14 protein-coding genes, 3 tRNA genes and 1 pseudogene are annotated in these 13,760 nt (G+C 62.3%); 8 read left to right on the top strand and 10 right to left on the bottom strand.

The features are described 5' to 3' along the window. The 7 genes and pseudogenes from D1159_RS03540 to D1159_RS03510 form a co-directional block, all read left to right on the top strand. Positions 1-738 (top strand): GDSL-type esterase/lipase family protein (locus tag D1159_RS03540; RefSeq protein ID WP_161844316.1); only part of this gene is annotated, 738 nt, incomplete at its 5' end. A gap of 22 nt (positions 739-760) precedes the next feature. Then, positions 761-1,270 carry a sigma-70 family RNA polymerase sigma factor gene (locus D1159_RS03535; protein ID WP_243152092.1) on the top strand — a complete coding sequence of 170 codons (510 nt, stop codon included), beginning with the start codon at positions 761-763 and terminating at the stop codon, positions 1,268-1,270. Beyond that, a complete protein-coding gene (locus D1159_RS03530; protein ID WP_161844314.1) occupies positions 1,254-2,129 on the top strand; it encodes an RsiV family protein in 876 nt (291 codons plus the stop codon). Before D1159_RS03535 ends, D1159_RS03530 begins: the two co-directional genes overlap by 17 nt. A gap of 99 nt (positions 2,130-2,228) precedes the next feature. Continuing rightward, a tRNA-Met gene (locus D1159_RS03525) sits at positions 2,229-2,305 on the top strand. Positions 2,306-2,331: 26 nt separating this feature from the next. Further along, a tRNA-Glu gene (locus D1159_RS03520) sits at positions 2,332-2,406 on the top strand. A 29-nt stretch (positions 2,407-2,435) separates the two neighbouring features. Beyond that, positions 2,436-2,512 (top strand) — tRNA-Val (locus tag D1159_RS03515). Between the two features lie 650 nt (positions 2,513-3,162). Beyond that, positions 3,163-3,452 (top strand): annotated as a pseudogene (locus tag D1159_RS03510) (helix-turn-helix transcriptional regulator). 29 nt (positions 3,453-3,481) lie between these two features. Here the strand turns inward: D1159_RS03510 and D1159_RS03505 are convergent. Continuing rightward, positions 3,482-3,706, bottom strand: a complete 225-nt coding sequence (locus D1159_RS03505) for a helix-turn-helix transcriptional regulator (RefSeq protein WP_161844313.1) — start codon at positions 3,704-3,706, stop codon at positions 3,482-3,484. A gap of 155 nt (positions 3,707-3,861) precedes the next feature. Between D1159_RS03505 and D1159_RS03500 the strand changes: the two genes are divergently transcribed. After that, a complete protein-coding gene (locus D1159_RS03500) occupies positions 3,862-4,224 on the top strand; it encodes a hypothetical protein (RefSeq protein WP_161844312.1) in 363 nt (120 codons plus the stop codon). Between the two features lie 56 nt (positions 4,225-4,280). Here D1159_RS03500 and D1159_RS03495 read toward each other — a convergent pair whose 3' ends face one another. From D1159_RS03495 to D1159_RS03455, 9 genes are all read right to left on the bottom strand, one after another. After that, a complete protein-coding gene (locus tag D1159_RS03495; RefSeq protein WP_161844311.1) occupies positions 4,281-5,000 on the bottom strand; it encodes a GntR family transcriptional regulator in 720 nt (239 codons plus the stop codon). After that, positions 5,001-6,161 (bottom strand): FAD-binding oxidoreductase, encoded by a 1,161-nt coding sequence (locus D1159_RS03490; protein WP_161844310.1) that lies wholly within the window; start codon positions 6,159-6,161, stop codon positions 5,001-5,003. Then, positions 6,151-6,429, bottom strand: coding sequence for a (2Fe-2S)-binding protein (locus D1159_RS03485; protein ID WP_161844309.1), 279 nt, complete (start codon positions 6,427-6,429; stop codon positions 6,151-6,153). The genes D1159_RS03490 and D1159_RS03485 overlap by 11 nt, the downstream gene beginning before the upstream one ends. Next, positions 6,430-6,870, bottom strand: a complete 441-nt coding sequence (locus D1159_RS03480) for a 4Fe-4S binding protein (RefSeq protein ID WP_161844308.1) — start codon at positions 6,868-6,870, stop codon at positions 6,430-6,432. After that, on the bottom strand, positions 6,863-7,957 hold the full coding sequence (locus tag D1159_RS03475) for an FAD-dependent oxidoreductase (RefSeq protein WP_161844307.1): 1,095 nt from the start codon (positions 7,955-7,957) through the stop codon (positions 6,863-6,865). The genes D1159_RS03480 and D1159_RS03475 overlap by 8 nt, the downstream gene beginning before the upstream one ends. Continuing rightward, on the bottom strand, positions 7,948-8,271 hold the full coding sequence (locus tag D1159_RS03470; RefSeq protein ID WP_161844306.1) for a (2Fe-2S)-binding protein: 324 nt from the start codon (positions 8,269-8,271) through the stop codon (positions 7,948-7,950). Before D1159_RS03470 ends, D1159_RS03475 begins: the two co-directional genes overlap by 10 nt. A gap of 734 nt (positions 8,272-9,005) precedes the next feature. Further along, on the bottom strand, positions 9,006-10,976 hold the full coding sequence (metG, locus tag D1159_RS03465) for a methionine--tRNA ligase (protein ID WP_161844305.1): 1,971 nt from the start codon (positions 10,974-10,976) through the stop codon (positions 9,006-9,008). Beyond that, entirely contained in the window at positions 10,963-11,877 is a 915-nt protein-coding gene (locus D1159_RS03460) for a hypothetical protein (RefSeq protein ID WP_161844304.1), read from the bottom strand. Before D1159_RS03460 ends, metG begins: the two co-directional genes overlap by 14 nt. A gap of 198 nt (positions 11,878-12,075) precedes the next feature. Next, complete coding sequence (locus D1159_RS03455) at positions 12,076-13,692, bottom strand: WG repeat-containing protein (protein ID WP_161844303.1); 1,617 nt, start codon at positions 13,690-13,692, stop codon at positions 12,076-12,078. Positions 13,693-13,760: the final 68 nt, after the last annotated feature.

The raw sequence follows: 13,760 nt of genomic DNA, 5'->3' as shown, positions 1-13,760 counted from the left end.
GCCGCGCCTCTGCCGCCCCCCGCCGGACTGTCTGCCGGACCCGCCCCCTCCGCGGCGCCCGCTGGGCCTGGGGAGCCTGCGCCGCTCCCCCTGGCGAGCGCCTCTGCCGCCCCTTACGACTACGCCGCCCCCGTCCCCCAGACACAGCCCGTGGATGTGGACTGGTTTGACGACGCCGCTTTTCTCGGCGACTCCCGTACCGAGGGGCTGCTGCTCTACACCGATCTCTCCCCCGCCGGCCGGCTGGCCTACCGGGGACTCAACGTCCAGACGGTGCGTACCAAGCGGTTTGTCCCCCAGGACGGCGGCACTGTCACCGCCCTGGACTGCCTCCAGAGCGTCTCCTATGGGAAAATCTACCTCATGCTGGGCGTGAATGAGCTGAGCTGGATGACCCCGCCAGACTACCGCCAGCGCTACGGCGAGCTTTTGGACCTCATCCTCGCCGTCCAGCCCCAGGCCCAGATCTACCTCCAGACCATTATCCCCGTCACCGCCGCCAAATCCGCCCAGGGGGAGTTCACCAACGAACGCATTCTGGCCTTTAACCAGGAGATCCGCGGCCTGGCCGCAGAGAAGCAGGTCTATCTGGTGGACGTGTGGTCCGCCTTTGTGGATGAGGACGGCTGCCTCCCCCAGGAGGAGAGCAGCGATGGGGTCCACCTCTACCAGCGGCATTACCAGAGGTGGCTGGACTATCTGGCCGTTCATACCGTGTCTCCCGCCGCCCCATCATAACCAGGAAAGGAATGGAACCAGGTTGACAGCTCCCACTGACAAGCGCCAGCTTTTGATCGATCATATTCTGGCCGGCCAGGACGGCTTCTACCGCCTGGCCTACAGCTATGTCAAGGACCCGGACGCCGCCATGGACGTGGTGCAGGAGAGCATCGCCAAGGCCTTGGGCAAGGTGGACGGACTGCGCCAGCCCGCCTACCTCAAAACCTGGTTTTACCGCATTCTCGTCAACGAGAGCGTCAACTACTTCCGCCACAGCCGGCGGCTGGTCCCACTGGATCAGGACGGGCCGGGGCTCTCCGCCGCGCCCGAGCCGGACTATAGCGCCAGAATTGACCTGCACAACGCCATCGAGCGGCTGGGGGAGAAGGAGCGCACCGTCATCCGCCTGCGTTTTTTTGAGGATCTCAAGCTGGAGGAGATCGCCAAAATTACCGGCGCCAACCTGAACACAGTCAAGTCCCGCCTTTACAAGGGCCTGAAGCGGCTCCGGGCATGGACAGGGGAGGATTTCTATGAAGGATCACTTTGAGCAGGAGAAATTGTCCTATCAGTCGGTGGAGGTTCCCCCGGCTCTCTCCTTCACGGTGGCCGCCGCCATCCGGGAGGGGGACCGCCGCCGCCGGGCCCGCAGGCGGGTGCGCCGGGCCTGTACCGCCGGACTGGCCGGGTGCGCCTGCTTCTGCCTGCTGGTAAACAGCAGCCCCGCCCTGGCCAGCGCACTGGAGCAGGTGCCGGTCCTGGGACATCTGGCCCGGCTGGTGACGGTGGAGGAGTACCACGCCCACAACCGCACACGCCTTATTGACGTGCGCCGCCCCGCCCTCACCGTCACCGGCCGCCCCCAGCTGGAGGAGGCCATCACCGTCGAGATCGACCAGCAGATCGACCTTCTGGTGGAAGAGGCCGAGCTCCGGGCCGAGGAGCAGTATACCGCCTTCACCGTCACCGGCGGACAGGAAGAGGAGTTCCTTCCCGTCATTGTCACCATTGACTATGAGCTGCGCTGCTCCAACCAGCGCTACCTCTCCTTTTTGATCTACCAGACCGAGGTGCAGGCCACCGCCTATACCCAGATCTTCGCCTATAACCTGGACCTGACCACCGGGGAGCCCGTCACCCTGGAGGACCTGCTGGGCCCCGACTACCAGGCCATCGCCGGTGAGGCCGTCCAGGCGGAGATGGATCGCCGCGTCAGAGAAGAGGACGCCGTCTACTTCACCGCCGATCTGGGTGGCTTCTCCGGCATCACTGCCGGCCAGCTCTTCTGCCTGGATGAATCCGGAAATCCTGTGATTCTCTTTCAGAAATACGAGGTGGCCCCCGGCTTTATGGGCCAGCAGGAGTTCACCGTCCCCATCCCCGAGCCCTCCCTCCAGGCCGGCCGCTGAGATTTTCAAAATTTTTTGGAAAATCCAGTTGACAAACCGCTCTTCTTCGAGTATACTAATTCTTGCCCTGTTTGAAACGAGGAAATGAGGGCAGGCTATGGCGGTATAGCTCAGTTGGCTAGAGCATGCGGTTCATACCCGCAGTGTCCCCGGTTCAAATCCAGGTACCGCTACCATGGGCTGTTTGATCAGTCCTTCGCTTGGCGCGTTGGTCAAGCGGCTAAGACACCGCCCTTTCACGGCGGTAACACGGGTTCGATTCCCGTACGCGTCACCACGACGGGAGAGGAATCGCTCCCGCCAACCGGAGGCTTAGCTCAGCTGGTTAGAGCGCCTGCTTCACACGCAGGAGGTCACTGGTTCGAGTCCAGTAGTCTCCACCATAGGAACTCCTAGAGCCGCAACGGCTCTAGGAGTTTTCTTTTTGTCATGGGCATACTGAGTGTGTGCAGTTTGCAGGTAACCCCAGAAGGGTGCCCCCTCTGGACGCCCCCATGGCGAGAAGTCCAGGCGGCGCACCGCGCCGCCACCACTGCCTCAACGTTCTGATTCTCTTCCAATCGACCCAGTCTAAGCTAGGGTCCTGCGCTTACGTTGCAATAGAAGTGCCGGGCCTCCCCAGTCGGCCCGGGGGTTTGTCCCCTGCCAATTCTCCCCCCGGCCGACTCGAGGGGCCCGGCACAGAAATGTAGGCCGAGCAGAAACCCTACGCAGGGACTGGCGCTGCCTGCCAGACTGACACCATCGGCATGGCAGTGCTCCGGCGCGGTGCGCCGGGTGGGCCCCTCGTAATGGGGGATTCTCAAGGTGGGTCAACCCCCCTTGAGCCCTTTGGGCGCCCGGGCCCTTTCCCGAAAGGGCCTGGGCGCCCGCTGCATAAGCGGCCCGTGCGGCGAGCACAAATCTCTCCGCCGGGGCCCCTGGGGGGGCTCTGCCATAAGGAAACCTGCCGATGTTACAATTCATTGCTTGCCGCAACGGGCAATTTCTAATACAATCATGGCAGCAATTGAAAGAAAGGTGGTTATCCCTCATGCTAAAGGAAAACATCAGAGCAATCAGAAGATCAAAGGGACTCTCACAAGAAGAACTTGCTGTCAAGCTGAATGTGGTGCGGCAAACAATCTCTAAATGGGAGCAGGGTCTGTCGGTTCCAGATGCCGATATGCTGATTTCCATATCAGAGGTATTTGAAACCTCTGTAAGCACACTGCGGTAATCGCAGTTGTGCTTCACACATTTGAGTGGCTGTTCGTCAGAATCGCGCCGCTTGCCTTGATTGGAGCAATCGCCGGGGTTTGTCTGACACGAAAGGACGTGTAAAACGGCCCAATTTTCAGGGGACCGGCCTCTTATTTTCTGCTCCTCGGATAGGGCTTCCTCACATCGGTAAGGCCCAGCAGGTAGTCGGCGCTGGTCTGGTAAAATACCGCCAGCTTGATGAGCACATCGGTGGGAATGTCCCGCTTGCCCAGCTCATAGTGGGAATAGCTCACTTGGCTGCACTGTAGATACGCCGCAACATCCTTTTGCAGCAAATCTTGGTCTTCCCTCATATCGCGGATTCTCTTGTACATTCTGCCTAACTCCTTTCCAATTCTGAGGGGATGATAGGCAGAAGTATATATAAAACGTTTTGTTATCTTGACACGTAAAACAAAATGTTTTATAATAAAATTATTATCAAGACGGGCGGCTTTCTCCAAGACCCGCCGGAAGGGAAATGTGCGATATGAAAAAATTAAGGGTGTTTTTGTTAGGGCTGGCGATGATCTGCGCTCTGTGCGCCTGCGGCGGGGGCGGCGGCACCTCCTCCCCCCAGGATGATCTGGAGCAGGCGCTAAAGGACAAGGTGTGGGCCGATGTTGCCGTGGAGTGCAAATTCAGCTATGCCGATGTGAAAAACGTCACCACAAATGTGACGGACATTTCCGAGGATGACGGTACCTATACCGTCAAGGGCAAGGCCACGGTTTTGGATAACTATGGGGACAAGTACGTAGGGAAATTTACCGCCGAGTACACTTACAGCGAGTCCTCCGAGTCCTTCAACAAGGTAGATCTAGACCTGGAGACGCCCACAAAGCAGAAATAAGCGCTCAGAGCAAAAAGGCGCGGAACCCAGAGGGTTTCCACGCCTTTTTTGTTTTGTCACGGCCGCAGGACCATAGACAGGTCCATGTTTTCCGGGTGGAAAAAGACCTCGCAGAAGGCCACCGGCTCATCGGACAGGTCGTAGAAAATCTCCTGCCAGTTCTGCACCACCGTCTCCCGGGGGAGCGCCAGGGCCTGGGCGGCGTCTTCGTCGGCCTGACAGCCCAGGTGGGCGGCGAAGTAGGCGAAATCCCGACCGCAGAACCGGGCGATCCACTGATACAGGGTCTCCCCCCGGGCAGGGGGTTCCGGCGGCAGAGTAAGCACCTCCTCCGGCAGGGCGATTTTGCAGAATATCATAGGCGTCTCCCCCAAGGTGTACAGCCAGTGGAGCTCATATACCCGCCCGCAGGGCCGGGGAAACCGGCGGGCCATGGCCTGGCTGGCCCGGGCAAAGCCGCAGCGCAGATTGCGGCAGTCCCCCTCCTGATCCTCTGTGCGGATGAGGCGGAGGAAGTCCGCGTCCAGGTCCATCCGGTGGCGCAGCTGCCCCACGGAGGGGTGGGCGAAATTGCCCTTCCCCTGGCGGCGGGTGACGTACCCCTGCCACACCAGGGTGTCCATGGCCTCCCGCACGGTGGCCCGGCTTACGTTCAGCCGCCGGGTCAGGGCCTCCTCCGTCTCCAGCCGGTTCTCCCCCGGCCTCATACGGCGGATGCTCTCTAATAAAACTCCACAGGTCTGACTCCACAGCCGTCTGCTCTTCCCCGCCCCCATTCAGGACTGCTCCAGGAACGTAACCGGCGCCATGAAGGGGCGGATGTCCCAGGCGCAGGTATCCCGGGTCACCAGGTCCCGGACAATCTCCCCCGCCACTGCGGACATCACCACCGCGCTCTTAAACCCGGCGGCCAGAATCAGGCCGGGGATGGGGCTTTTACCCAGAATGGGCTCGTTGTTCTCCGTGGAGGGAGAGGCCGTCACCCACCCGCGGAGAATCTGCACCTTTTCTAACGCGGGGTAGGTGCGCAGAAGCTGCCGGCGCAGGTTGCGGCAGTGCTCCAGAGAGGTACAGTCCTGCTTACCGGCGTCCACGCTCTGATGGGGCTTGGTGGTCTCCGCCAGCAGAATATTACCGTAGTGGCTCTGCCCCACGCACAGGGTAGTGGACGCCTGGGTCTGGCTGTGGGCCTCGTCGAAGAAGGCCGCGGAGGAGTAGTAGCTGCGCAGGAAGGGCTGGATGGCCTCGGTGACAAAGGCCTCCGCCTTTACCGAGTGGACCGGCACGTTCAGTCCCGCCCCGGCGCACAGCTCCGCGGTACCGCTGCCGGCAGTGACAATCACGTGCTCCGCCCGCAAGGTGGATCCATTCTCCAGCTGCACGCCGGTACACCGGCCGCCCTCCACCAGCAGGCACACCGGCCCGGCCTTCTCCCGCACCTCCAGGCCGTGCCTGCGGCCCTGGCGCACCAGGGCGTACAGGTAGTGGAAGGGGTACACCCGGCCCTGGACAAAATAGGTGGCCGCGATCACCGCTCCGGGGGCCATGTTGGGCTCCACCTCCAGGACCTGGTTCTCATCCAGCCAGCGGATGTCCAGCCCCGCCGCCTTCTTCTCCTCGTAGAGCCGGCGCAGCCCGTCCAGATGCCCCGGCCGCTCCGCCGCCAGAAGGGAGGGGTAGTCATTGTAGCCGATGTCGCTGTCCAGCTCCGCCTCCATGGTCTTCATCCGCGCAAAGCCGGCCAAAGTCAGCTCATAGCTCAGGCCCATGGAGGCATCCTGCACCTGCACATTGCCGAAATTGGCCCCCGAGGCCCCCCGGCCGATCTCCCCCCGGTCCAACAGCAGGGCGGGCACCCCCGCCTTGGCCAGAAAATAGGCGCAGGCACAGCCGAAATAGCCGCCGCCCACCACAATGGCGCCGTAGTTATTCCCCATCTCCGCCACCTCCCAGGGCCCCGGTCTCACAGGGCACAATGGGGAACCGGGGTTTGTCCCCCTCTATGGTCTCGGGGCTCTGGATCCCCTGACTCATTAAAATCTGTTGAATCAGCCGGCCGCACATACGGCCCTGACAGGCCCCCATCCCCGCCCGGGTGGCCCGCTTGATGCTGGCTACGGTATGGCACCCCTGCGCGATGGCCTGGAGCACATCGGCCCGGGTGACCTCCTCACACCGGCAGATATAGATCTCTGTGCCGTCCATTCAGCGCCCCTCCTGTTCCAGCCGCTTCATAAAGCGGACCTGCTCCCGGTGCTCCGCCGGGAAAACCAACGTCACCAGCACGGTTTTATTATAGACCGGCCGGTCCTCCACCGCGGCCACCACCGCCTGGCACACCGGCTGGCCCAGCCGGTCCACTGCGGTGACGGTCTGGCCCTCCTCCGGCAGGGGGCGGTACTCATAGGGGAAGGTGAGGGCCCACTTTCCCGGCTCATAGTCTGGCGTCTCCAAAAAGATGGCCTGCCCTGGACAGGCCGCCACGCACAGCTTGCACCCTACGCACTTGTCCGGGTGGAACTCCGGTCTGGCGTTCAGGCTGGCCTTGGTAATGGCCCCGGTTTTGCACACAGTGGCACACGGGTTGCAGGGGATCTCCTGGCAGCACTCCAAGAGGGCCGCTCCCCGTCTCTTCTGCTCAGACATACGCGCTCTCTCCCTTCTCAATAACCCGCTCCTTGCCGGACAGGCGGCGCAGGGCATGGGCCCCGCCCCGGAGGGATCTCAAACTCTCCCGCAGGGCGTTCATCTTCTCCTGTGCCTGCTCCCCGTGGTACCCCAGGGCGCAGGCGGCGTGAACACCCGCCAGACGCCCCTCCTCCAGGGCGGTATTGGCCTCTTCCACCCCGGCCAGGTCGCCGCAGACATAGATGTCCGGGTTGGTGCTGCGCATCCAGCCGTCGTGGACGGGCAGAATGCCCCCCAGCGCCCCCTCATAGGTGGTCTGGCAGCGGAACATGGCCGCCAGTTCCGTCCTGGGATTGAGGCCCACCGCCAGCAGAATGGTGTCCACCGCCAAGGCCCGCTCCGTGCCGGGGATGGGCTGGAAGCGTTCGTCCACCTGGGCGATGACCGCCTCCTCCACCTCCCCCGTTCCCCTGGCCTCCACCACGGTGTGGCCGGTGTATACCGGCACGCCGGCACGCTGAATTTTTCCCGCGTGGACCAGGTAGCCGGTGATCTGGGGGGCCGCCTCCACCAGGGCACAGATCTCCGCCCCCGCCTGCATCAGCTGGTAGGAGACAATCAGGCCCACGTTGCCGGAACCCACCATGAGAATCCTTTTCCCCGCCAAAGTGCCGTGGACATTGCTGAAGGTCTGGGCGGCCCCGGCTGTCATCACGCCGGGCAAAGTCCACCCCGGGAAGGCCAGGGCATTCTCCTTGGCCCCGGTGGCCAGGATGATTTTCCCCGCCTTCACCGGCTCCACCTTCCCTTTGCGGAGCACCGCCACTGTCCCGTCGTCCAGCAGGCCCAGGGCCCGGGTGTCCAGCCAGGTCTCCACCCCCAGCTCCTCCGCCTGACCCAGCAGGATGTCCGCAATCTGGAACCCCCGGGTCCCGGCGTAGTGTGCGCCGGAGCCGAAAAACTTGTGGATCTGTTTGTAGAGCTGGCCGCCGGCTTTCAAATTCTCATCCACCAGCAGCACCTTGGCCCCCAGGCGGGCGGCCTCAATAGCCGCGCCCAGTCCCGCGGGGCCGGCCCCTACCACCAATAGATCGGTTACTCGCACCGTACTCCCACCTTTCCCAGGCCGTGCTGTGTCTCAATGACCATGCCCTCCTCCAGCGGCGTGACGCAGGAGCGGACATTGGGCGTCCCGTTCACCACCACCACGCAGTCGCTGCACTGGCCGATGCCGCAGAACAGCCCCCGGGGCTGGCCGGTCTTATGGGTATGGCGAAAAGCGCGGATGCCGTTGTCCACCAGCGCCGCCGCGATGGGCTGGCCCTCCAGCCCCATCAGCTGTGTACCGTCAAACGTAAAACGCACCTGCTTTCGCTCCGGGTAGTCCACAATGGGGTGCTCCCGTCCAGAAAGATACATGATGTGCCGCCTCCTTCAAAATTTGTACGTACAACTTTGAGCTAATTATACTCCTGGTCCGCCGTCTTTGCAAGTGTCTTTTTGCGGAAAAGGGCCGCACCCCCCGGAGGGCCCTGCGCGGGCGGCGCCAGGGCCCAAGGGGGGCTTCCCCCCTTGGGAATCCCCCGGGCGGGCGGCCTCTATGTCCAGGCGAGAGGCAAGCGCAAAACAGTTGCGCCCGCGCCCGACACATTCCCGCGTCAGTCGATACAAAAAAGCCCGCGTCGACTACACGGTAAAACTTGAACGCTCCAGCGATTCAACAACCGGATCTGACGGCCGCCACGGAGTTAGTTGCAACACAACCAGCAGGGCGGCCGTCGGACAGCGTATTTGAATTGCTTAGACTGTCAAGTTTTGCGTTGTATACGACGCGGGCTTACATGTTTTGTCTATTTTCTTGTCGGGGCGGGCACAGCTATTTTGTTTCGTGTCCGATGAATTCAGAGGCCGCCTGTCCACGGCTTTGGGGGAGTCCAGAGGGGGGATGATCCCCCCTCTGGCCCTTTAGGTCCAGGGCCCTTTCGGGAAAGGGCCCTGGCGCCCGCCGCGCAGGCGGCCCGCCCGGCGAGGGCAAATTCCCCGCCCCCGTGGGGCGGCCCGCCTGCCCAGGGCCCCTTGGAGCCCCAAAAACCTCAAAAAGAACGGAGAACCGCTCTTTCGCGGTCCTCCGTCTCTGTCTGATAAAGGGAGCGTCAGCACAGCTTCGCCCCAGCGGGGATTGCGTCGCTGAGCATGATCAGGTTCAGCCGCTCCTCCCCCCGCTCGGTGTGGACGGCGGACAGGAGCATTCCGTTGGACTCCAGGCCCATCATCTTTCTGGGGGGCAGGTTGACAATCGCGGCCAGGGTCTTGCCCACCAGGGCCTCCGGCTCGTAGTACATGGCGATGCCGGAGAGGATCTGCCGGTCAATGCCGGTGCCGTCGTCCAGGGTGAAGCACAGGAGTTTATTGCTCTTTTTCACCTTCTGGCAGTCCTTGACCTTCACCACCCGCAGGTCGCTCTTCACGAAGGTGTCAAAGTCCACCGTCTCCTCCAGCTGGGGCTCCAGCTCCAGAGGGGGCAGGGCGGCTTTTTTCGCCGCCTCGGCGGCGGCCTCCAGCTCGGCCAGCTCCTTCTGCACATCGATGCGGGGGAACAGGTTCTCCCCCCGCTCCACCGTCACGTCTTTGGGCAGGCCGCCGAACTGTCCGGCGCTCTCCCAAGTGCGCAGCTCCGGCCCGGCGCCGATCTGGTCAAAGATCTTCCCGCAGGACTGGGGCATAAAGGGGGTGAGCAGCACCGCGGACAGGCGCAGGCACTCCAGCAGGTTGTACATCACCCGGGCCAGCCGGGGGCGGTTGGCCTCGTCCTTGGCCAGCACCCAGGGGGCGGTCTCGTCAATATACTTGTTGGCCCGAGCAATCACCTTAAAGGCCTCCATAAGGGCGTTCTGGAAGGCGTATTTCTCCATCTCCCCCTCGTACCGGTCCCGCAGGGAGGCGGCCAGGGCGGTGATCTCCCCGTCCTCCGGGCCCTCCGCCTGCTCCGCCGGGAGGCGGCCGCCTGCAAAGTACTTGCCCGCCATGGACACCGTCCGGGACAGCAGGTTGCCCAGGTCGTTGGCCAGGTCCATATTGATCCGGCTGATCAGCGCCTCGTTGGAGAAGTTGCCGTCGGAGCCGAAGGGGAACTCCCGCAGCAGGAAATACCGCAGGGCGTCCACTCCGTACCGCTGGGCCAGAATCACCGGGTCTACCACATTGCCCTTGGACTTGCTCATCTTGCCGCCGTCCAACAGCAGCCAGCCGTGGCCGTACACCTTCTTGGGCAGAGGCAGGTCCAGGGCCATGAGGATGGCGGGCCAGATGATGGCGTGGAAGCGGACAATCTCCTTGCCCACAAAGTGTACGTCGGCGGGCCAAAAGGTCTCAAAATCCTGGTACTGTCCGTTCTCATAGCCCAGGGCGGTGATATAGTTGGACAGCGCGTCAATCCACACATAGACCACATGGCCGGGGTCAAAGTCCACCGGCACCCCCCAGGTGAAGCTGGTCCGGGAGACGCACAGGTCCTCCAAGCCGGGCTTGATGAAGTTGTTCACCATCTCGTGGACCCGGGAGCGGGGCTCCAGAAAGTCCGTGTTCTCCAGCAGGTCCTGGATGCGATCGGCGTACTTGGACAGCCTGAAGAAGTACGCCTCCTCCTGGGCGTCCGCCACCTCCCGGCCGCAGTCGGGGCACTTGCCGTCCACCAGCTGGGTCTCGGTCCAGAAGGACTCGCAGGGCTTGCAGTACTTGCCCTCGTATTTGCCCTTATAAATGTCCCCCTGCTCATACAGCCGCTTGAAAATCCGCTGGATGGACTGCTCATGGTAGCTGTCGGTGGTGCGGATGAAGCGGTCGTTGGAGATGTTCATCAGCTTCCACAAATCCAGAATCCCCCCAGGGGCAGAGACGATATTGTCCACAAATTCCTTGGGGGTAATGCCGGCCTCCCTGGCCTTGTCCTCAATCTTCTGGCCGTGCTCGTCCGTGCCGGTGAGGAAGAGGACCTTATCCCCCTTCAGCCGCTTGTACCGGGCCATGGCGTCGGTGGCCACGGTGCAGTAGGTATGGCCGATGTGCAGCTTGTCCGACGGGTAGTAGATGGGTGTTGTGATATAAAATGTGTCAGGATGCTTCATTGGGGTTATCCTCTCTTTCTTGCTCTTCTTTCTTCCGCTGCCAGGTTTCGCGTCTGAACACCTTGGGCCAGCTGCTGGCGCTGGCCCCCCGGAGCAAAAACGCCGCCGAAAGGGCGCTGTAGCAGATGGCAAACGCGTAAAAGGCCACATAGGCCCAGCTGTGGCCGTCCGCCAGGGTGGTCATGGACAGGCAGATGGCCAGCAGGCAGCAGAAGACAGTCCGGCCGACCTTGGGCCTCTCAAAGGAGAAGCCCGCCAGATAATAGCAGGCCAGCAGGGCGCAGATAATGGCCAGCAGCTCATAGATATAGTCCTCCACCACCGGGTCGGCAGTCCGCGGCTGGTAGGCGGAGATAAGCCATACGCAGCAAAAATAGGCCGGCGTCAGCAGCAGGCCGCTGTATTTGCCCACCTGCTCCCCCCGGTAGCGCCTGCGCCCCACCGCTGCAATGCAGAACGCCGCCGCCATGGCCAATCCCGCCCGCAAAGCCGGCAGAAACAGTCCCGGCAGGGGATTGGGCACCCCCTCCAGGGGCCCCGCGGCCGCCCGGGCCGCCTGGTAATCCACCAACACGCGCAGTATGTCGATCATCTCCAAAACGGTCCCCGCCAGCAGCAGGAAGGCCGACAGGATCATTCCCATCAGATAGGGGAAGCAGTCCTCCACCTGAAAGGCCTCGTCATAATCCTCCTGCCAGCCCCTGCGCTGGCTGTACCCCAGCAGGGCGCAGAGGGCAGCCGCCGCCGCGCACAGCGCCAGCAGCGCCATGGTGCTGGGCATCCCCGGCGTAACCAGGCCGGTCTCCGGCTCAAAGGCGGTGGCCCGCTCCCAACGGCGCAGGCCAAACCCGGCGGCGCCCAGCAGCACCGCCGTCCCAGGAAATATCCACTCTTTTCGCATATCAGGCATCCTTTCAAAAGGGGCGCTTTTCCCGCCAGGGCAGACAAGTCCCAGACGGATTTTAATAGTATACCATACTCCCTGGAAAAAAGCACGGGATTTGCCATGATTTTTGGGGAAAATCTCCCGCCGGGCCGAATTTCTCCACAACGCCCGAAAAAGCGGTGCAGCATTCTGCTGCACCGCTTTTCCGCCGGTTTACCTAGTCTGAATAAACACACCCTGCTCCCCGCTCCACCCCACGGTGAAGCCCAGGGCGGTTCCCAGGTCACGGAGCTTATAGTAGGTATAGCCCTTCCCCCCATCGTCGGTGAGGACAATGGCCTCCAGATTGGCCGCCGCGCCGTTCACCTTGGTGGCCGCGGCGGGCACCGTATAGGCCCGGTTCCCCGAGAAGGGGGTGGACATCTCTGACCCGTCGGCGGTGTAGGACCGCCCGGTGACGATGTTCACCGCTCCGTCCCAGGTTACCTCAAACTGCGCTCCGGTGCCGTTCAGCGTCGCCGCCACGTCCCGCAGCTTCACATAGTTGGTGTCGTTCCCGTTGGCGTCCTTCAAGGCGTACATCTGGAACTCCACCGGTCTCCCGTCCACCTGCACTGTCTGAGTGGAGGCGTAGGCCAGATTTTTGGGCCGCTCCGGCTGGGGCGGGGTGGTGGGCTTCTGTCCGGACGCGCCGGGGCCGTAGGGACAGTCCGACGTCCAGAAAATATAGGTATTCTTTGTGACTGCGCCGGTATAGTCCCACTCCCAGCCGATGGCCATGCCGTCCACCAGTTCACCAATACTGCCGTCATCGTCCCCCCAGCCCACAGGGACCACCATCTTGCCGGTGGCGTCAATAATCCCATGCGACATACCATCTGTGAGTCTGGTCACACCATAGAGAAAGTTATCTTCACACCTCAAGTCCATGTAGGGATAGAGATAGGGCAGGAGCATGGCGCCGTCCATGCCTATAATGGCCTGCATGGCGTTTTTCTGCACCAGAAGGCGGTCACTGCCCAGATAGGCCACCAGCCCCGCCCCGTTCAACTCAGGCAGGGCCCGCCGGGCGCCGGTTTTGTCCATCAGGACGATCTGCTCCTTCTCGTCCTTTATGGGAAGCCAGCCCTCCCGGAGCCGGTTTTGCTGTATCCCGCAAAGCGCAACCGTATCCCGCTGGTAGGTGCCGGTTTTCATGCCTGCAGGGGCATAATCAAACCATTCGCTGGGGAAGTCATAGACAACGCTGCCGCTGGTGTCGATCAACCGGCCGTGCCTGGCACGCATCTCCCCTCCGTTGCCGGTATACTGCGCCGGTACCGTAACCACGGCAATCCCGTCGCTGAAGTCATAGCAGTCAATAAACTCCTCGGAGAACGCCCGCTTTCCGGCGGTGTCGATATAAAACTGCTTATCGCCCTGCTTCACGATGGCCCGGCCGCTATTGAAGACGTTGGCGTTGTCAAACTGGGCGGAGATCACCACAGCGCCGGTTTTGTCAATGTAGCCGTAGCGCTCCTCGGCGGTGTTGGGGTCGTAAGCCCTCACCGGGGCCCGCCCGTCGTGAAAATGCCCCATCAGGGTGTAGCCGGATCCAGTGCCCAGGGTGTTGCCCTTGACGTCGTAGAACGTATAGGTCTTGTTCTCCTCCTTTACGAAGACGCCTTCTCCTCTGTGATAGCTGTCCGCCAGGGCGGCGGGCGCGGGAGTCACGTTGACGGTGAACCCGCCGGCAGAGGTATAGCTGCTCTTGGGCGCCGCCTGGGCGGGGACGGCCAGCCCCAGCGCCAGGGTCAGGACCAGTGCCGCCGATGCCAGTTGCTTTCTCATGTTCGGTTCCCCCACTTCTTTTGGAATGTTCAGGGTTTTTTCTTCCATTATTGTACACCATTTCATCC

This window comes from Pseudoflavonifractor sp. 524-17 (assembly GCF_009935845.1).
Classification (GTDB): domain Bacteria; phylum Bacillota; class Clostridia; order Oscillospirales; family Oscillospiraceae; genus Pseudoflavonifractor_A.
The sequence above is the reverse complement of the archived record's forward strand: the minus strand, read 5'-3'. Positions and strand labels throughout refer to the sequence as shown.